Genomic DNA, 19,230 nt, shown 5'->3' with positions numbered 1-19,230 from the left:
CGTCACGCCCCCGCGTCGGCCGGCGCGTCCCCCCGCCACAGCGCGGCCCAGGTGTCCGTGTCGACCAGGCCGGTGCTGAGCAGGGGCGGGTGGTCGGCCTGGAAGCGCCGGACCGCGTCCAGGGTGCGCAGGCCGAACGTCCCGTCCACCGCGTCCCACGGCAGGTAGCGCCGGTTGGCCAGCATGCACTGCACCTGGAAGGCGCGGTCGCCCCGGTCGCCGAAGACGGTCATCCCGTTCCCGTCGTAGAAGGCACACACGGGGCTGGAGCCGGCCGGGGGCACGTTCTCGGCGTCGGCGGCGGCCCCCGGGGCCACGGCCAGGACGGCGGCCAGCGCGGCGGCTGCCAGGAGCCCGGTGGTCAGGGCCGAGCCGCCGGCGGACCGGCGCGGGGACAGGGGAGTGTGGGACATGGCGGTCGCTCCTCGGTGAGTGCGGGGGCGGGCCCGGGGGCCCGGTCTCACCGAGGACAACAGCCCGCACCGGCCCGACGTCACTGCCAAAGGCCGCCGAACCGCACGGACCACCTGTAAGCGTCAGGGCGTCCCGGCCGCGTCAGGCCGTCCCGGCCGGCCGCCCGCAGGAGCGGAGGTAGTCGCGGGTGCGGCGGGCGATCGGGAACGGCCGGTCCGGCGGGCAGGGGTACATGTCCTGCTCGACAATGGCGAACAGATCGACGTCCAGCCGGCGGGCGGCGGCGAGTACGGGTTCCAGGGCCGGGACCCCGCCCGGCGGTTCGCACATCACACCGCGCGCCACGGCGGGACCGAACGGAACCTCGTCCGCCACCACCTCGGCGAGGACCGCCGGGTCCACCTGCTTGAGGTGGAGGTAGCCGATGCGCTCCCCGTACGTCTCGATCAGCTCGACGCTGTCGCCCCCGCAGTACGCGTAGTGCCCGGTGTCCAGACAGAGCGAGACCAGGTCCGGGTCGGTGGCGTCGAGGAACCGGGCGACGTTCTCCCCGGTGTTGATGTGGGTGTCCGCATGGGGGTGGACGACGACGCGCAGCCCGTAACGGTCCCGGACCTCGCGCGCCAGCCGCTCGGTCTGCGTGGTGAGGTGGCGCCACTGCCCCGCCGTGAGGACCCGGTCCTCCAGCACCTCGCCCGTCTTGTCGTCGCGCCAGAAGGAGGGGATCACCACGAGGTGACCGGCGCCCATCGCCCGGGTGAGTGCCGCGATGCCGGCGACATGCTCCCAGGTCCGGTCCCAGACGTCCGGCCCGTGGTGCAATCCGGTGAAGACGGTGCCCGCCGAGACGGAGAGCCCCCGGCTGCCCGTCTCGTCCGCGAGGCGGGCCGGATCGGTCGGGAGGTAGCCGTACGGACCCAGCTCGATCCACTCGTAGCCCGCGGCGGAGACCTCGTCCAGGAAGCGCCGCCACGGCACCTGCCGGGGATCGTCGGGGAACCACACCCCCCAGGAGTCGGGCGCGGAGCCGATGCGGATGCAGGGCGATGCCGAGGACGGGGAGGACGTCATGCGCCCAGCCTCACCACGCGGGCGGACCAGTGTCAAGAATACGTCCGTATGTCCGTACAAATGATTGACGATGATCGAAGCGGAGATGATCCAGGTACAGGCGCCCAGCCGAAGGGATGTCGCATGCCTGAGCAGCCGTACGACGTGATCACGATGGGGCGGATCGGGGTGGATCTCTACCCCCTGCGGACGGGGGTGCCGCTGGCCCGGGTCGACACCTTCGGGAAGTTCCTCGGCGGCTCCCCGTCCAACGTGGCCGTCGCCGCCGCCCGCCTCGGCCGGCGCACCGCCGTGGTGACCCGCACCGGCGCGGACCCCTTCGGCGACTATCTGCGCGAGCAGCTGCGGGAGTTCGGGGTCGACGCCCGGTGGGTGACACCCGTCGCCGCCTACCCGACCCCGGTCACCTTCTGCGAGGTCTTCCCGCCCGACGACTTCCCGCTGTACTTCTATCGGCAGCCGAAGGCCCCCGACCTGGAGATCCACGCCTCCGAACTGGACCTCGAAGCGGTCCGGGCCGCCCGGGTGTTCTGGATGACCGGCACCGGCCTGTGCGCCGAGCCGAGCCGTACCGCGACCCTCGCCGCGCTGCGGGCCCGCGACCGCTCCGGCATCACCGTCTTCGACCTCGACTGGCGCCCGGTGTTCTGGCCGCCGGGCGAGGCGAACGAAGCCTGCGCGCCCGCCCGGTACCGCGAGGCCCTGGCGTACGCGACCGTCGCCGTCGGCAATCTGGACGAGTGCGAGATCGCCACCGGCGAACGCGAACCGTACGCGGCGGCCCGCGCCCTCATCGCGGCCGGCGTCGAGCTGGCCGTCGTCAAGCAGGGCCCCGCGGGCGTCCTCGCCGTCCACCGGGACGGCACCGCCGCCGACGTACCGCCGCTCCCCGTCGACGTGGTCAACGGCCTCGGCGCGGGCGACGCGTTCGGCGGCGCGCTCTGCCACGGGCTGCTGAGCGGCTGGGACATCGCGCGCACCATGCGGTACGCCAACGCGGCCGGCGCCATCGTCGCCGCCCGGCTCGCCTGCTCCTCCGCGATGCCGTTCCCGCACGAGGTCGAGACCGCCCTCGCCGAAGGCGCGGTCACCGCACACAACGAAGCGGTCACCGCATACGGCGAAAGGGCATGAGCATGCGAGGCGCTCCGGCGTACCACCTCCCGGCGGGTTCCACCGCGCACGGCCCGTACGCCCTGGACATCGGCCCCGAGCAGGCCGGCTGGGACCGGTCCGGGCTCCGCGTACTGGAGTTGGAACCGGGAGAAGTTCACACACTTGTCACCGGGGAGAGCGAGTGGATCGTACTGCCGTTGACCGGCAGCTGTACGGTGCACATCTCAGATGAGATCTTTGAACTGCTGGGCCGTCGGAGCGTGTTCAGCGGCGTTTCCGACTTCGCCTATGTACCGCGCGACGCCCACGCACAGATCGCCTCCGGCGCAGGCGGCCGCTTCGCCCTGGCAGGAGCGAAGTGCGAGCGACGACTCCCCGCTCGCTACGGCCCCGCGCCGGAGGTACGCGTGGAACTGCGTGGCGCCGGCAGCTGCTCCCGCCAGGTCCACAACTTCGCCGCCGCCGACGCCTTCGACTGCGACCGCCTCATCGCCGTGGAAGTCCTCACCCCCGGCGGCAACTGGTCCTCCTATCCGCCGCACAAACACGACGAGCACCGCCCCGGCGAGGAATCCGTCCTGGAGGAGATCTACTACTTCGAGGTCGAGGACGGCGGCCTCGGATACCACCGGGTCTCCCCGTCCCGCCCCGGCGGTACGGATGTGCTGGCCGAGGTCCGCGGCGGCGACGCGGTCCTCATCCCGGACGGCTGGCACGGCCCGTCCATCGCCCAGCCCGGCCGCACCCTGTACTACCTCAACGTCATGGCGGGCCCCGGCGAGCAGCGCGAGTGGCTGATCCGCGACCACCCCGACCACCGGTGGGTGCGCGACAGCTGGCCGTCCCAGCCGGTCGACCCCCGGCTGCCGCTCCACGGACCGGAGGACTACGCATGACCGCGACGCCCGGCACGCCCGGCCCGGCCGGGGCGGCCACCCGCCGCCTTACCACCGCCCAGGCGCTCATCGCCTTCCTCGCGCGCCAGTACACCGAGCGCGACGGCGAACGCCACCGGCTGATCGCCGCCACCTGGGGCATCTTCGGCCACGGCAACGTCGCCGGAATCGGCCAGGCACTCCTGGAGACCGGCCCCGCGATGCCCTACTTCCAGGGCCGCAACGAACAGGCCATGGTGCACGCGGCCACCGGCCACGCCCGCCAGTCCGGCCGGCTCTCCGCCCACGCCGTCACCACGTCCATCGGCCCCGGCGCCACCAACCTCGTCACCGGCGCCGCCCTCGCCACCGTCAACCACCTCCCCGTCCTGCTGCTGCCCGGCGACACCTTCGCGACCCGCCCCGCCGATCCCGTACTCCAGCAGCTGGAAGTGGCGTACGCGGGCGATGTCTCCGTCAACGACTGCCTGCGCCCGGTCTCCCGCTACTTCGACCGGATCACCCGCCCCGAGGCCCTGATCCCGGCCGCGCTGCACGCCATGCGGGTCCTGGCCGACCCGGCGGAGACCGGCGCGGTCACCCTCGCGCTGCCGCAGGACGTCCAGGCCGAGGCGCACGACTGGCCGGCGGAGTTCTTCGCGGAGCGCGTCTGGCACGTACGCCGCCCCGCCCCCGACCCGTACGAACTCGGCCAGGCGGTAAGGGCGGTCCGCGCCGCCCGCCGCCCCCTGGTCATCGCAGGCGGCGGGGTCCACCACAGCGCCGCCGAGGCCGCCCTCGCCGCCTTCGCCGAAGCCACCGGCATCCCCGTCGCCTCCACCCAGACCGGCAAGGGCTCACTGCGCCACGACCACCCGGCCGACATCGGCGGCATCGGCCACACCGGCACCGCCACCGCCGACGACCTCGCCCGCACCGCCGACCTCGTCATCGGAATCGGCACCCGGTACACCGACTTCACCACCGCGTCCGCGACCCTCTTCCGGCACCCCGGCGTCCGCTTCCTCAACGTCAACGTGACCGGCTTCGACGCCCACAAGCTCGCCGCGCTCCCGCTCGTCGCCGACGCCCGCACCGCCCTCCACGCCCTCACCGAGGCCCTGGCCGGACACCGCGCGGACCCCGCGTACGAGGCGGAGTACACCGAGGCCAAGGCCCGCTGGGAGCGCCGCGTCGACGCCGCGTACGCCACGCCCGACCCGCGGGCCCGCCCCACCCAGACCCAGGTCCTCGGCCTCCTGGACGAGTTGGTCACCGACGCGGACATCCTCATCAACGCGGCCGGTTCGCTCCCCGGCGACCTGCACAAGCTCTGGCGCACCCGCTCCCCGCGCCAGTACCACGTGGAGTACGGCTACTCCTGCATGGGCTACGAGATCCCGGCCGCGATCGGCGTGTGCATGGCGGCCCCGGACCGCCCGGTCTGGGCGCTCGTCGGCGACGGCACCTACCTCATGAACCCCACCGAGATCGTCACCGCAGTCCAGGAGAACCTGCCGGTCAAGCTGGTCGTCCTCCAGAACCACGGCTACGCCTCGATCGGCGGCCTCTCCGAGGCGACCGGCGGCGAGCGCTTCGGCACGGACTACCGGCACCGGTCGGCGGACGGGGACTTCACCGGACCCCCGCTCCCGGTGGACCTCGCCGCCAACGCCGCCTCGCTCGGCATGCGGGTGCTGCGCGCCGGGACGGTGGCCGGGCTCCGGGCGGCCCTCGCCGAGGCCCGCGCCGCCGACCGGCCCGTCTGCGTACACGTGGAGACACACGTGGAGACACGAGTGGAGACACACGTGGAGACCGAAACGCCCGGCGACGGGCCGGGGTCTCCCGGGGCGCAGGCGTGGTGGGATGTCCCCGTGGCCGGCACGGCCACCCGCCCCGCGGCGGTCGAAGCACGGAAAGAGTACGAACGACACAGCGCCGGCCGACGCCGTCACCTCTGAAGGAGCCACAGCATGAAGACCGTGAACCACTGGATCGGTGGCAAGACCGTCGAGGGCACCTCGGGCAACTACGGCGAGGTCACCGACCCCGCCACCGGCGCCGTCACCACCCGGGTCGCGTTCGCCTCACCGGACGAGACCGATACGGCGGTGGCGGCCGCGAAGGACGCGTACCGGACCTGGCGCGGCACCTCGCTGTCCGCCCGCACGGCGGTCCTGTTCCGCTACCACGCACTGCTGGACGCCCACCGGGACGAGATCGCCGCGCTCATCACCGCCGAGCACGGCAAGGTGCACTCCGACGCGCTGGGCGAGGTGGCGCGTGGCCTGGAGATCGTGGAGCTGGCCTGCGGGATCACCACGCAGCTCAAGGGCGAGCTGTCCACCCAGGTGTCGAACAGGGTCGACGTCTCCTCGATCCGCCAGCCGCTGGGCGTCGTCGCCGGGATCACCCCGTTCAACTTCCCGGCCATGGTGCCGATGTGGATGTTCCCGCTGGCCATCGCCTGCGGCAACACCTTCGTGCTCAAGCCCAGCGAGAAGGACCCGTCCGCCGCGAACCTGCTGGCCGAGCTGGCGGCGGAGGCCGGGCTTCCGGACGGCGTGCTCAACGTCCTGCACGGCGACCGGGTCGCCGTCGACGCGCTGCTCGGCCACCCGGACGTCGCCGCCGTCTCGTTCGTCGGCTCGACACCCATCGCCCGCCACATCCACGCCACCGCCTCGGCCAACGGCAAGCGCGTGCAGGCGCTCGGCGGCGCGAAGAACCACATGCTGGTGCTGCCCGACGCGGACCTGGACGCCGCCGCCGACGCCGCCGTCTCCGCCGCGTACGGCTCCGCCGGTGAGCGCTGCATGGCGATCTCCGCCGTCGTCGCGGTGGGCGCGATCGGCGACGAGCTGGTCGCCCGGATCAAGGAGCGGGCCGCCCGGATCACGATCGGCCCCGGCACGGACCCCGCGTCCGAGATGGGTCCGCTGATCACCGCCGCCCACCGCGACAAGGTCGCCTCCTATGTCACCGGCGCCGCCGCCCAGGGCGCCGAAGTGGTCCTCGACGGCACCGGATTCACCGTCGACGGCTTCGAGGACGGCCACTGGATCGGCCTCTCGCTCCTCGACCACGTCTCGACCGAATCCGACGCCTACAAGGACGAGATCTTCGGGCCGGTGCTGTGTGTGCTGCGCGTGGCGACGTACGAGGAGGGCGTCGCCCTCATGAACGCCTCGCCGTACGGGAACGGCACCGCGATCTTCACCCGTGACGGCGGCGCGGCCCGCCGCTTCCAGCTGGAGATCGAGGCCGGCATGGTCGGCGTCAACGTGCCGATCCCGGTCCCCGTCGGCTACCACTCCTTCGGCGGCTGGAAGGACTCCCTTTTCGGCGACCACCACATCTACGGCAACGACGGCGTCCACTTCTACACCCGGGGCAAGGTCACCACGACCCGCTGGCCCGACCCGGCGGACGCCCCGGCGGGCGTCGACCTGGGCTTCCCCAGGAACCACTGACGCCCGAGCACGGGCCGGGCCCCGCGCCCGGCCCGTACTCCTCCAGACAGAAGCCCTCAGGGCCGTCGTCGCCCGGATGCCGGGTGGCGTACATCCGCGTGCCGCCGCGCCGCCGGATGCCGAGGTCAAGAGGTTTCCGGCCGCACATGACCGCAGGGCCACTCCCCCCGGAGTGGCCCTGCGGCGTCCTGATGGGTGGTCAGCGGTCCGTGGTGGCGGCGGTCTCGGCCGCGATCATCCGCTCCATCGGGGCGACCCCGATGCGGCCCGAGACGAGGAAGGCGAGGACCATCGCGACCACCAGGATCACGGTCCCGGCCCACACCATCGTCTCGACCGGCACGGTGTACGCGCCCACGGCCCGCACCGCGCACTCGGCGAGCAGCCCCAGGCCCCACACCGCCGAGAACCGGATCTCGGCCCGGCGGAAGGCCGGCGAACCGGTGGACAGCCGCGCCCAGGCGGCCGTCTTGGCGGTCTCGCCCCGGGTCAGCCACGGCCGCAGGCCCGCCGACAGCATCGGGCGGCCGCGCAGCGCCGTCACCAGGAACGTCAGGCCGACGATGCTGCTCACCCCGCTGTCCTTGAGGAGCATCAGCCGGGGGTCACCGGACACCAGGCCCAGCAGCAGCGAGACCGCGTTGACCGAGACCATCAGCGCCGCGAGGCCGTTGAGCCGGCGCTCGCGCACCGCGCCCCACACCGTGCGGACCGCCGGGACCACGCTGCTCCAGGCCAGTGCGCCGAAGGTGCCGAGCCCCGCCGCCTTCAGCGCGTAGTACGCGGCGAGCGGCAGCGCGACGTCCACCAGCAGCGGCTTCAGGCTGTCCACGAGCGCCTTGCGGGGCGCGATCGGGGCGGTGGTGGCGCCGGCCGGGGCGTCGACGGCGGGGGCGGTGAGTGTGGCGGCCGGGCTGCTCATGTCGGTTCCTCCCGTTGCGGCGGCGCCTTCGTGGCTCCCGCTCTCGACACGTACAAGACTGCCGATCCGGACCCCCTCCCCGGCAGAGCCGCGTGTACTGACCTCCGCATGACGAATGTCATGGCCTTCGCATGCGGTCGTACGGCTGTACGGCTCCGAGCGCGTGATCTGATCGTTGCCGTACGGCGTACAACCGCGAACGGCCCCGGGCGGTCCCACAGGCGGTCCGGTTTTCAAGGGAGGGCGGGTTCGCACCTATGGCGAAGAAAATGTGGAACGCGGTGGTGGCCGGGGGCGCGGTGGCCGTGTTCACCGCGATGGCGGCGGCGCCGACCGATGCCGCGACGGGCGGGGTCTCGTACTCCCAGGTCACGGTCAACGGCGGGAAGCCGATCGTGATCGGTATCCAGGAAGTGGTCTCGGTGCCGGTGACCTTCCGGATGACGACCTCGCGCACCTGGGCCTGGCCGCCGCTGTTCCTGCTGTACCGGGGAAAGCTCGGCGAGATGGGCTCGGACACTCTGTACAGCGGGTTCGGCTATTCCGATGACGCCTGCCCGACCGAGGGGAAGGGTAACTGCGTCGTCGACGACGGGGTGTTGGACATCGACCCGAAGTCCCACATCGAGGGGAACGGTTACGCCGGCACCTGGAAGAGCTGCGCCCGGCTCTCCCTCCCCGGCGGGGACAGCGTCTACACCGACCTGAAGCACCCGGTCCAGGTCCAGCGCGCCACCCGCGTCACCGTCAACGCCGCGCCCGAGCCGGTCCTGTTCGGCAAGACGATCACCGTCACCGGCAAGGTCACCCTGGCGAACTGGGAGAAGCACACCTACCAGGGGTACGCGGGCCGCACGGTCAGCCTCCAGTTCAAGGCGGACGGCACGTCCTCGTACAAGACGGTCAAGAAGGTGACGTCCAGCTCGACGGGGGCGCTCAAGACCACCGTGAAGGCCACCGAGTCCGGTACCTGGCGGTGGAACTACTACGGGAACTCCACGGCCGGCGCGAAGGCGTCGGCCGGCGACCACGTCGTCGTGTCGCCCGGCGTCCGGGAGATGCACGGCCCACGCGTGATGCACGCCGCCGGCTAGGCCCTGTCGTCACATTCCCGTCCGGGGGCGCCGCCGGAAACCCGTTCGACCGCCCCCGCCGCCGGTGCTGGGATGGCTGCATGACCGCATCCGCAGCCATCCCGCCCCAGCACCAGATCCGCGCCCTCCACACCGCCCGGACGGTGACCGTCTATCAGGCGTACACGCCGTCGCTCGGGCTGCCCGCCGCCCGCGACGGACGCTTCCCGGCCGCCTGGAAGCGCGACCGCATGACGTGGATCAAGCCGAGCTTCCTGTGGATGATGTACCGCTGCGGCTGGGGGACGAAGGAGGGCCAGGAGACCGTCCTCGCCGTCGAGATCACCCGCGAGGGTTTCGACTGGGCCCTCGCTCACGCCGAACTCTCCCACTACGAACGGAACGTGCACCCGGACCGCGCCACCTGGCAGCGCGACCTGCGCCGCGCCCCCGCCCGCGTCCAGTGGGACCCCGAGCGCGACCCGCACCTGAACCGCCTCCCGTACCGCTCGCTCCAGCTCGGCCTGGCCGGCGAGGCGTCACGGCGTTACGCGGACGAGTGGACGGTCTCCATCCGCGAGGTCACCCCGCTCGCCCGGGAGATCCACGCACTGGTCCGGGCGGGCGAGACGGCGGCCGCGACCGCGCTGCTCCCGGACGAGACGCCGTACCCGCTGCCGCAGGGCACCCCGCTGCCCACGGCTCGGGAAGCCGTCTAGGACCGCCCCGTCAGCGTCACGATCTCCCGTGCGATGTCCGGCACCGCCCGGCCGTCCGGCGCGGGGTGTACGGCGCACATGTACCGCGTCCGGAGTACGAGGCCCGCTTCCGTACGCCTTGAGGATGCCCGGGAGTTCCGCCCGGGGGCAGGTGGGGCGGGGTGCCGGGCCGCATAGGGTCGACGCATGGAATCCCCTGCTGCGCGTACGTCCCGGTGGCGGCGCCTGCTGCCCCGCACCCGAGGCCGGTGGGCGGCGGCAGGTGCCGCGCTCCTCGTGCTCGCCGGCGCGGGCACCTGGACGGCGGTGGCCGACGACAGCGGCCCGGCCGTGCACCGCCAGGACCGGATGATGCGCGTCGACGGGGTCTCCCTGGACACCTCGTACTTCACGGCCGGGGGCGACGGGCGCCGGCCCGCCGTCCTCATCGGCCACGGATTCGGCGGCAGCAAGGCGGAGACCCGGGCGCAGGCCGAACAGCTGGCCCGCGCCGGATACGCCGTCCTCACCTGGTCCGCCCGCGGCTTCGGCAAGTCCGGCGGCAGAATCGGGCTGAACGCGCCCGACCGCGAGGTCAAGGACGTGTCCCGGCTGATCGACTGGCTCGCCGGCCGCCCCGAGGTCCGGCTCGACGCCGAGGGTGATCCGCGCGTCGGCGTCACCGGGGCGTCCTACGGCGGCGCGGTCTCGCTGCTCGCCGCCGGGTACGACCCGCGCGTCGACGCCATCGCCCCGCAGATCACCTACTGGAACCTCGCCGACGCGCTCTTCCCGGACGGGGTGTTCAAGAAACTCTGGACCGGGATCTTCGTCAACTCCGGCGGCGGCTGCGGCAACTTCGAGAAGGAGCTGTGCGACCTGTACGAACGGGTCGCCGTCAGCGGCAAGCCGGACACCGCCGCACGCGACCTGCTCACGAAGCGCTCCCCGAGCGCCGTCGCCGACCGCATCAAGGCCCCCGCGCTCATCGTGCAGGGCCAGACCGACTCCCTGTTCCCGCTCGGCCAGGCCGACGCCATGGCGAAGGCCATCGCCGCCAACGGCGCCCCCGTCTCCGTCGACTGGGCGGCCGGCGGGCACGACGGGGGCGACATGGAGACCGGCCGGGTACAGAAAAGGATCACCGGCTGGTTCGACCGCTATCTGAAGGGGGAAGAGGGCGCCGACACCGGACCCGCCTTCCGCGTCACCCGGACCGGCGGCATCGACTCCACGGACGGCGCCGCCCTTACCCGGGGCGCGAGCAGCGAAACGTACCCGGGCCTGCACAGCGGCCCCCGGACCATCGCACTGCACGGGCGCACCCAGAAGATCAGCAACCCCGCGGGGGCCAGCCCGCCGTCGATCTCCGCCGTCCCCGGCGTCGGCGGCTCGCTCGCCCAGCTCTCCACCCTCGGCGTCGGCGGCCTCGCCCTCGACTTCCCCGGCCAGTACGCCCGCTTCGACTCCGCCCCACTGCCCACCGCCCGCCGCATCACCGGCGCCCCCACGGTCCGGGTGACCGTGAAGGCCGACCACGGCGACGCGGTGCTGTTCGGCAAGGTGTACGACGTGTCGCCGGACGGGAAACGGCAGGTGCTGCCCGCCCAGCTCGTCGCGCCGTACCGGATCACCCCCGAGCAGCAGGGCAAGCCGGTCGAGCTGACCCTGCCCGCCGTCGACCACGAACTCGACGCGGGCCACCGCCTCCGCCTCGTCCTCGCGGCGACGGACCTCGGCTACGCGTCCCCGGCCGAGCCCGCCACGTACACCGTCTCCCTCGACGGGCCCCTCACGCTTCCCACCGCGCCCGGCCTCGAAACCGCCTCGGCCGCACTGCCCTGGTGGACCTGGGGGCTGCCGGCCGCCGCCCTGGTGATCGCCGCCGCCCTGCTGCTCACCGCCCGGCGCCGTACCGCGACGCCCGCACCCGACCCCGCACTCACCGACGTACCGCTCCAGATCACCGGCCTGTCCAAGAAGTACGCCAAGTCCGCCGACAGGTACGCGGTCCGCGACCTCTCCTTCCGCGTCGAGAAGGGGCAGGTGCTCGGCCTGCTCGGCCCCAACGGGGCCGGGAAGACCACCACCCTGCGCATGCTCATGGGGCTCATCACCCCCGACGACGGCGAGATCCGGGTGTTCGGGCGGGCCATCCGCCCCGGCGCGCCCGTGCTGTCCCGGGTCGGCTGCTTCGTGGAGGGGGCGGGCTTCCTGCCGCATCTGTCCGGGCGCGCCAACCTGGAGCTGTACTGGCAGGCCACCGGACGCCCCGGCGAGGACGCGCACATCGAGGAGGCGCTGGAGATCGCCGGGCTCGGTGACGCCCTGGCCCGCGCCGTGCGCACGTACTCGCAGGGCATGCGGCAGCGGCTCGCCATCGCCCAGGCCATGCTCGGCATGCCGGACCTGCTCATCCTGGACGAACCGACCAACGGGCTCGACCCGCCGCAGATCCGCGAGATGCGGGACGTGATGATCCGGTACGCGGCCGGCGGCCGCACCGTGATCGTCTCCAGCCACCTCCTGTCCGAGGTGGAGCAGTCCTGCACGCATCTGGTCGTCATGGACCGGGGCCGGCTCGTCCAGGCGGGCCCCGTCGCTGAGATCACCGGCTCCGGCGACATGCTCCTGGTCACCGCCGCCGACCCGCTCACCGAACCCCTCGTGGAGAAGGTCGCCGCCCTGCCGGGCATCGGCTCCGCCGTCCGCACCGACGACGGGCACGGGCTCCTCGTCCGGCTCGACGGGGCGAGCCCGCCCGAGCTGATCGCCGAGCTGGTCCGCCTCGACGTGCCGCTGACGGGCGTCGGCCCACACCGCCGCCTGGAGGACGCCTTCCTCACCCTGATCTCCGGAGGCTCCGCATGAGCACCGCAGCCGGCCTCACCGAGGCCCCCGAGGCACCCGGCTACCGGGCCCGCCACACCCTCCCGCTGCGCGTCGAGGCGGTCCGGCAGCTGCGCCGGCGCCGGACCCTGCTGATGGGCGGGGTGCTGGCCGCGCTGCCGTTCATCCTGATCATCGCGTTCGCGATCGGCGGCACCCCGGACGGCGGGCCCGGCGGCAACGGCCGGATCACGCTGATGGACACGGCGACCGCGTCCGCCGCGAACTTCGCCGCGACCTGCCTGTTCGTCTCGGCGGGCTTCCTGCTCGTCGTCCCGGTCGCGCTGTTCTGCGGCGACACCGTGGCCTCCGAGGCGAGCTGGTCCTCGCTGCGCTATCTGCTGGCCGCGCCCGTGCCCCGGGCCAGGCTGCTGTGGAGCAAGCTCGTCGTCGCGCTGGGCTTCAGCCTCGCCGCGATGGTGCTGCTGCCGCTCGTCGCGCTCGCGGCCGGGGCGGCGGCCTACGGCTGGGGGCCGCTGGAGCTGCCGACCGGGGGAGCGCTGGCGGCCGGGGACGCGGTGCCGCGCCTCGCGCTCGTCGTCGCCTTCGTCTTCGTGTCCCAACTGGTGACCGCCGGGCTCGCGTTCTGGCTGTCCACCAGGACGGACGCCCCGCTCGGCGCGGTGGGCGGGGCGGTCGGGCTGACCATCGTCGGCAATGTGCTCGACGCCGTGACCGCGCTCGGCTCCTGGCGCGACTTCCTGCCCGCGCACTGGCAGTTCGCCTGGGCGGACGCGCTCCAGCCCACCATCGAGTGGGGCGGCATGGCGAAGGGCGCGGCCGTATCGGTGACGTATGCCCTGATCCTGTTCGCTTTCGCCTTCCGCGGGTTCAGCCGTAAGGACATCGTGTCCTGACCTTGACATTCCGCCGGTTCCGCGCTCGCCGTTGCCGCATCGAGATCGTTCCGCAACCCTTTCGTCCGGTCCGGACCGCCCGTTCGCACGTCACATTCACAAGTGCTGATATGACGACACAGGGGGTAACGGGATGGAACACCGCACACGGAAGTACCGGGGCGCAGTGGGGCTGTTGCTCGCGGCGGGCGTGCTGCTCACCGCCTGCTCGGGCGAGAACGGCGGTGGCAAGGCGACCTCCGACCAGCGGCGCGCGGGGGCGCCCGCGCCCGCCTACACGCGGGGCGGCACGGACATGGAGAAGAACGGCGACGCCGGCGAGGACCGGCTGAAGGAGACCGCCCGGCCCGACTACCTCTCCACCTTCGCGCTGGACGTCGACACCGCCTCGTACGGCTACGCCCGCCGCACCCTCGCCGACGGCCGGCTGCCCGGACCGGAGACCGTGCGGCCCGAGGAGTTCGTCAACAGCTTCCGGCAGGGCTACCACCGCCCCGAGGGCAACGGCTTCTCGGTCTCCGTCGACGGGGCCAGGGCCGCCGGGGACGGCGACGGCTGGTCGCTGGTCCGGGTCGGCCTGGCCACCAAGGCCGCGCCCAGCACCGCCGAACGGCCCCCGGCCGCCCTCACCTTCGTGGTCGACGTCTCCGGCTCGATGAACTCGCCCGACCGGCTCGGCCTGGTCAAGACCTCGCTCGACATCCTCACGGACGAGCTGCGCGACGACGACTCGATCAGCCTGGTCACCTTCAGCAACGAGGCGGAGACCGTCCTGCCGATGACCCGGCTGGACGGCCACCGGGGCAAGATCCACGACGCGGTCGACTCGCTGGAGCCCGGCGCCTCCACCAACGTCGGGGCGGGCATCGAGCGCGGTTACGAGGAAGCGGTGGAGGGCCGCCGCAAGGGCGGCAACAACCGGGTCGTCCTGCTCTCCGACGCACTGGCCAACACCGGCGACACCGAGGCGGACGACATCCTCGAACGGATCGACTCGGCCCGCCGCGAGTACGGCATCACCCTGTTCGGCGTGGGCGTCGGCAGCGACTACGGCGACGCGTTCATGGAGCAGCTGACCAACAAGGGCGACGGCCACACCACGTACATCGCCGACGAGGAACAGGCCCGCAAGGTCTTCGTGGACCAGCTCCCCGCCCACCTCGAACTGACCGCCCGGGACGCCAAGGCGCAGGTCGCCTTCGACCGGAAGACCGTCGAGAGGTTCAAGCTGATCGGCTACGAGGACCGCAAGGTCGCCGACGACGACTTCCGCGACGACACCGTGGACGGCGGCGAGGTCGGCCCCGGCCACACCGTGACCGCCCTGTACGCCGTGCGGCTGCGCGACGGAGCCTCCGGCCATGTCGCCACCGCGACCGTGCGCTGGCTCGACCCGAAGACCCGCAAGCCGCACGAGGAGACCGGTTCCGTGACGGCCGGGGCGATCACCGGCAAGCTCTGGGGCGGCCGGAGCGCCCGCCTCCAGGTGACGGCGGTGGCCGCCTACTTCGCGGAGAACCTGCGCGGCACCGGCCTGCCCGGCGCCCCCGGCCTCGGCGAACTCGCCGACCGGGCCGAGAAGCTGGCCACGACGACCGAGGACGCCTCGGTGACGAAACTGGCCGACGCGATCACCCGCGCGGACCGGTTGAAGAGCGGCCGGGACACCGTGGAGGACCGGGGCGAGGGCGAGATGGACTGACCGGAGCGCCCGGGGGAGCGGCGCGCTCCCCCGGGGCCCCGGGGATGTTTACGCCATCACTACAAGGTTCGCGCTAGCGTGCTGTGCCCCCGCGAAAAAAAGGACCTCCCTCGGGGGGAGGTCCGACGTGGGCGGCTGGGCGGAGGCGCCCCCGGCAGGACTCGAACCTGCGGCCAAGTGCTTAGAAGGCACTTACTCCAACGTTATCTCTACCGTCCTGACCTGGCATTTTGTGACCCAGTGATGCATCGTCAGCCGTTTTGGGGGACGTATGTGGGACGATCTTGCTCGCCGACTGGTGGTGGGATCATGGAGGGAGAGTCCGTAGCGATTCGGGGACCCGTTTCCTTGACGAGGGGCGCCACGGGCGAGACCTGATCGAGGTGCCGACCATGGATACCACCTTTGACGTCAGGGTCTGGCAGATCGAGCGGGGCTCCGGGAAGCTGCGCGAGTCCTACGGGGTCCGGTGGGCCGTCGCTGGAAGGCGCCATCGCAAGACGTCCCAGACGTTCGCGCTGGCCGACGGTTTCCGAGCGGAGTTGGTGACCGCGACGCACGCTGGAGAGCCGTTCAACATGTCGTCCGGCTTGCCGGAACGGCATGAGCCGAGAGCATCCACGGTCGGGTGGTACGACTTCGCCGTCCAGTTCGCGGACGCCCAGTGGCCACGTGTGTCGGCGAATCACCGGAAGAACACTGCGCGCACGCTGATGATCGTTACCACTGCGCTGCTGGACCGGGATCCACCGGCCGTTCCCTCCCGTCAGGTCCGTACGGCCCTGAGCGATTGGGCTTTTAATACCAACCGCCGCGACGAGGCCCCGGATGACGTGGTCGCGGTGCTCGGCTGGGTGCGACGGCACACTCCGACCATGGACGCCTGGACCGATCCACTCATCGTCCAGGACGTGCTACTGGTACTGGGAACGCTGCTTGACGGGGGACGGGCGGCCGCTTCGTCCGTGCAGCGGCATCGACGGGTCCTGCATTTGCTGATGAGGTACGCGATCGTCCGCGGCATTCTGCCGTCCGACCCTGTTCCCGAGTCGCGGAACCTCACACAGCGGTCTACCAGTGCGATCGACCGACGCCGTCTGCTGAACGAGAGGCAGGCTGCGCAGCTCCTCAACTGGATTCGCGGCCGGCCACGCAGCGGGCAAAGACTGCAAGCATTCTTCGCCACGCTGTACTTCACGGGGCTGCGCCCGGAAGAAGCGGTGGCGCTGCGTGTCTCGGACCTTGTCCTGCCTGCCTCGGTGGTAGGGCGGTGGGCCGACATCGTGGTCCACACTGCCGAGCCCGAGATCGGGCGCACGTGGACCGACAGTGGAACCCGGCACGATCAGCGACGTCTGAAAGCCAGAGCAGAGGGCGAAACACGCATAGTGCCGTGCCCTCCGACCTTGTCCACCCTCTTGCGATCGCGTATCCAGGAGGCGGGCCTGCTCCCCGACGATCGACTCGTTCCCGGGGAACACGGCGGAGTTCTCGCGGGTTCCGTCTACCGCCGTATGTGGGACCACGCCCGCAGGGCAACCCTGCCACCCCATGTATACGCGTCACCGACAGGACGACGCGTATACGACCTTCGGCACACCAGGCTGACGATGTGGCTGAACAACGGCATTCCGCCTGCTCAGGTGGCTGAGTGGGCCGGCACCAGCGTTGCCATGCTGTTCGCCACGTACGCGCAGTGCATCAGTGGTCAAGAGCAGGATCTGAGGCAGCGACTCGACGAGATGCCGGACGCCGCCCCCTTGATCGCGTGATCGCCGATGAGGGTCACCGCTCCCGCCGGTAGGGGTCCGTGTACGGCTCCATGGACTGGCGGACCTCGTCCCGGACCGGGTCCATGAGGGGCCCGGGGGCGTAGTAGCGGGCGCGGGCCTTTCCATGGGGGACGAGCCAGCCGCGGGCCACGAGCTCCCGGATGTCGCGGATGGCTTGCTGGTCGCTGAGGTCGGCGTCCTGCTGGTAGACGGTGCGGCGGACCTTCGCGTCCGAGAACGCGGGCAGCAGGGCGTAGACGACCCGCTCGTCCATGCCAGCGGCCTCGACACCTTCGACCAGGCGGGTCCAGGCCCGCGACATGACATCGAAGCGGCGCTGGGCCTGCTGGGCCTGGCGGTGGTGGGCGGTCAGGCAGAACCGGATCCAGGGGCGGGTATCCCGCTCGGGGCTCCAGTGCGGGCCGCCCACGTCCTCCAGGATCTGGTAGTAGGCGTAGGTGTTCTGTCCCCGGCCGAGCCATTCCTCGATGGAGGAGAACTCGGGCGGCATCAGGGCCTCACGGGAGAACACCAGAGTGGACAGGGCGCGGGACATGCGGCCGTTGCCGTCCTTCCACGGGTGGATCTTGACGAGGTTGAGGTGGGCCATGGAGGCGCGGATGTGGACGGGCGCGTCGAGGTCGCCCCCGTTGAGCCAATCGATGAACTCCGTCATCAGGGCGGGGATGTCTGTCTGGTCCGGTGCGGTGTAGGCGGGGACCAAGGGGTCGTCGGGGCTGGTGACGTAGACGGGTCCGTCGCGCCAGCGGCCGGGGCGTTTGTCGAGGTGGTGGCCCTGGAGCATGAAGTGCAGGCCGTTGAGCAGGCCAGCGTCGTAACGGAAGTCGTCTCCGGCATCGGCGAGGGCCTGGATGTAGGTCATGCCGCGCTGGTAGCCCTCTAGCTCGGCACGTGTTTTCTCCCCGGTCTCCAGCGGTTCCTCACCGGACATGAGGGCTTCCACGTCATCGACCGTCGCCGCGTACCCCTCGATGGTGTTCGATCCGGCGATTGCACGGGCGGTGAGGTTGCGGCGCAGCTGACGGGTCCAGCGAGGGGTGGCGCGGAGCATGTGGCGCAGGGAGCGGCGCATGCTCTCGATCTCGTCGAGGGCGCGGCGGTCGTCGGCGTTCAGGGAGGGCGTTACGTACAGCATGACTTCATGACATGATAATTGTGTCACGGAGTCAACCTGGCGCTGATGTGAGTCTTTGCCCTGGCCTGCAGCTCCGTCGCTGCTGTGGCTTCTGGTTGTGGCGTGCAGCCTCCCCTTCTCCTGCGGCGCAGGTGGTGGATGCAGGTATTAGTCCGGCCGCCCCGGTCGTGAAGGTCTTGCCCATGAGCGGACCGGACGTGCATCCGGCCCCATTGGGTGCCGGAAGGGGCGCAGTGGGTCGACCTCGGTCCAGGGGGTGAGTGCAGCTGCCGGGTCGCCGCGTTCGGGGAGCCAGGCGGCGAGCCGCCGCCAGACCTCGCCGGCGTGGGCCGGGCGGTCGTTCGGTGCCTTTGAGAGGAGTTCGAGCACGAGGGTTTCCAGGTCCGAGGGGGTATCGGGACGCAGGTCGCGCAGAGGGATCGGCGGGTGGTCGAGGATCAGGCCGGGGATCATCAGTTCCGAGCGATGCTCGAAGACGGGTTCGCCGGTGAGCATCTTATGGAGCAGGCAGCCGAGCGCGTACAGGTCCGTGCGGTGGTCGACGGGTTTGCCCAGGATCTGTTCGGGTGCCATGCACTCCAGGCTGCCCGGCCGTTCGCCCGTAGTGGTCAGCTTGGCGGTGCCGGGTTCCAGGAAAGCGGCGACGCCGAAGTCGAGGACCTTGACCACGCCGTCGGTGCGGATGATGACGTTGCGGCCCTTGAGGTCGCGGTGGACCACGTCGCGAGCGTGTACGGAGCCGAGGACGGAGGCGATCTGCACCCCAACTGAAGCGGCTTCCTCGATGCTCAGTCGCTCCTGCTCGGCGATCCGGTCCTCAAGGTCGATGCCGGTCACGTACTGCATGACCAGAAAACGTGTGTCGCGTTCCTCGCCGAGGTCGTAGACGGTCGCGATACCCGTGTGGTCGAGGCGCGCGGCGGCGCGGGCCTCGCGTCGGAAGCGTTCGGCGTCCCGGGCGCGCTGGTCCTGAGTCAGGCCAGGGAGAGTGTTCATGGTCTTGAGTGCGACGTCGCGGCCGAGGTGTTCATCGTGGGCGAGCCAGACGACCCCCATCCCGCCGGAGCCGATCTCCCGCTTGATCCGGTAGCGCTTGGCGATCACAGGTCCGATGTCCATGTGCGGGGCGACTCCGTCCGCGTCCGTCTTCGAGGCTCGACGTGCCTGCACAGGCGGGCGCGTCGGACAGAGTGTGGCATGGGTGCATCG

At 71.7% G+C, this 19,230-nt stretch carries 15 protein-coding genes and 1 tRNA gene; 10 read left to right on the top strand and 6 right to left on the bottom strand.

From position 1 onward, the window contains the following. Positions 1-2: 2 nt before the first annotated feature. Together OG338_RS08900 and OG338_RS08895 are read right to left on the bottom strand one after the other, a co-directional pair. Positions 3-413 carry a peptidoglycan-binding protein gene (locus OG338_RS08900; RefSeq protein WP_405936797.1) on the bottom strand — a complete coding sequence of 137 codons (411 nt, stop codon included), beginning with the start codon at positions 411-413 and terminating at the stop codon, positions 3-5. Positions 414-555: 142 nt separating this feature from the next. Continuing rightward, on the bottom strand, positions 556-1,485 hold the full coding sequence (locus OG338_RS08895; RefSeq protein WP_405936796.1) for a sugar phosphate isomerase/epimerase family protein: 930 nt from the start codon (positions 1,483-1,485) through the stop codon (positions 556-558). 123 nt (positions 1,486-1,608) lie between these two features. On the opposite strand from OG338_RS08895, the gene iolC reads away from it, so the two are divergent. The 4 genes from iolC to OG338_RS08875 are packed head-to-tail and all read left to right on the top strand — an operon-like array spanning position 1,609 to position 6,952. After that, on the top strand, positions 1,609-2,619 hold the full coding sequence (iolC, locus tag OG338_RS08890; RefSeq protein ID WP_405936795.1) for a 5-dehydro-2-deoxygluconokinase: 1,011 nt from the start codon (positions 1,609-1,611) through the stop codon (positions 2,617-2,619). Continuing rightward, positions 2,616-3,497 (top strand): 5-deoxy-glucuronate isomerase, encoded by an 882-nt coding sequence (iolB, locus tag OG338_RS08885; RefSeq protein ID WP_405936794.1) that lies wholly within the window; start codon positions 2,616-2,618, stop codon positions 3,495-3,497. Before iolC ends, iolB begins: the two co-directional genes overlap by 4 nt. Continuing rightward, positions 3,494-5,440 (top strand): 3D-(3,5/4)-trihydroxycyclohexane-1,2-dione acylhydrolase (decyclizing), encoded by a 1,947-nt coding sequence (iolD, locus tag OG338_RS08880; RefSeq protein ID WP_405936793.1) that lies wholly within the window; start codon positions 3,494-3,496, stop codon positions 5,438-5,440. The genes iolB and iolD overlap by 4 nt, the downstream gene beginning before the upstream one ends. Positions 5,441-5,452: 12 nt before the next feature. Continuing rightward, positions 5,453-6,952, top strand: a complete 1,500-nt coding sequence (locus OG338_RS08875) for a CoA-acylating methylmalonate-semialdehyde dehydrogenase (RefSeq protein WP_405936792.1) — start codon at positions 5,453-5,455, stop codon at positions 6,950-6,952. Between the two features lie 199 nt (positions 6,953-7,151). On the opposite strand, the gene OG338_RS08870 is transcribed toward OG338_RS08875, so the two are convergent. Further along, positions 7,152-7,874 (bottom strand): VC0807 family protein, encoded by a 723-nt coding sequence (locus OG338_RS08870; RefSeq protein ID WP_405936791.1) that lies wholly within the window; start codon positions 7,872-7,874, stop codon positions 7,152-7,154. A 257-nt stretch (positions 7,875-8,131) separates the two neighbouring features. On the opposite strand from OG338_RS08870, the gene OG338_RS08865 reads away from it, so the two are divergent. The 5 genes from OG338_RS08865 to OG338_RS08845 all read left to right on the top strand — a co-directional run bounded on the left by OG338_RS08865 (position 8,132) and on the right by OG338_RS08845 (position 15,093). After that, positions 8,132-8,968, top strand: a complete 837-nt coding sequence (locus OG338_RS08865) for a hypothetical protein (RefSeq protein ID WP_405936790.1) — start codon at positions 8,132-8,134, stop codon at positions 8,966-8,968. Positions 8,969-9,048: 80 nt separating this feature from the next. Next, a complete protein-coding gene (locus OG338_RS08860) occupies positions 9,049-9,666 on the top strand; it encodes a DUF4291 domain-containing protein (RefSeq protein ID WP_405936789.1) in 618 nt (205 codons plus the stop codon). Between the two features lie 186 nt (positions 9,667-9,852). Continuing rightward, on the top strand, positions 9,853-12,516 hold the full coding sequence (locus OG338_RS08855) for an alpha/beta fold hydrolase (protein ID WP_405936788.1): 2,664 nt from the start codon (positions 9,853-9,855) through the stop codon (positions 12,514-12,516). Further along, complete coding sequence (locus tag OG338_RS08850) at positions 12,513-13,391, top strand: ABC transporter permease (protein WP_405936787.1); 879 nt, start codon at positions 12,513-12,515, stop codon at positions 13,389-13,391. The genes OG338_RS08855 and OG338_RS08850 overlap by 4 nt, the downstream gene beginning before the upstream one ends. A gap of 133 nt (positions 13,392-13,524) precedes the next feature. After that, positions 13,525-15,093 carry a von Willebrand factor type A domain-containing protein gene (locus OG338_RS08845; RefSeq protein WP_405936786.1) on the top strand — a complete coding sequence of 523 codons (1,569 nt, stop codon included), beginning with the start codon at positions 13,525-13,527 and terminating at the stop codon, positions 15,091-15,093. Between the two features lie 146 nt (positions 15,094-15,239). Here the strand turns inward: OG338_RS08845 and OG338_RS08840 are convergent. After that, positions 15,240-15,320, bottom strand: a tRNA-Arg gene (locus OG338_RS08840). Between the two features lie 165 nt (positions 15,321-15,485). On the opposite strand from OG338_RS08840, the gene OG338_RS08835 reads away from it, so the two are divergent. Further along, on the top strand, positions 15,486-16,865 hold the full coding sequence (locus tag OG338_RS08835) for a tyrosine-type recombinase/integrase (protein WP_405936785.1): 1,380 nt from the start codon (positions 15,486-15,488) through the stop codon (positions 16,863-16,865). Between the two features lie 13 nt (positions 16,866-16,878). On the opposite strand, the gene OG338_RS08830 is transcribed toward OG338_RS08835, so the two are convergent. Both OG338_RS08830 and OG338_RS08825 read right to left on the bottom strand, forming a co-directional pair. Continuing rightward, on the bottom strand, positions 16,879-18,021 hold the full coding sequence (locus OG338_RS08830) for a Fic family protein (RefSeq protein ID WP_405936784.1): 1,143 nt from the start codon (positions 18,019-18,021) through the stop codon (positions 16,879-16,881). Positions 18,022-18,168: 147 nt separating this feature from the next. Next, complete coding sequence (locus OG338_RS08825) at positions 18,169-19,140, bottom strand: serine/threonine-protein kinase (RefSeq protein ID WP_136201804.1); 972 nt, start codon at positions 19,138-19,140, stop codon at positions 18,169-18,171. Positions 19,141-19,230 lie beyond the last annotated feature (90 nt).

Source organism: Streptomyces sp. NBC_00726 (genome assembly GCF_045161735.1).
In the GTDB taxonomy this organism is placed as follows: domain Bacteria; phylum Actinomycetota; class Actinomycetes; order Streptomycetales; family Streptomycetaceae; genus Streptomyces.
Note: the sequence above shows the minus strand (reverse complement) of the source record. Positions and strands in the feature narration are given on the sequence as shown.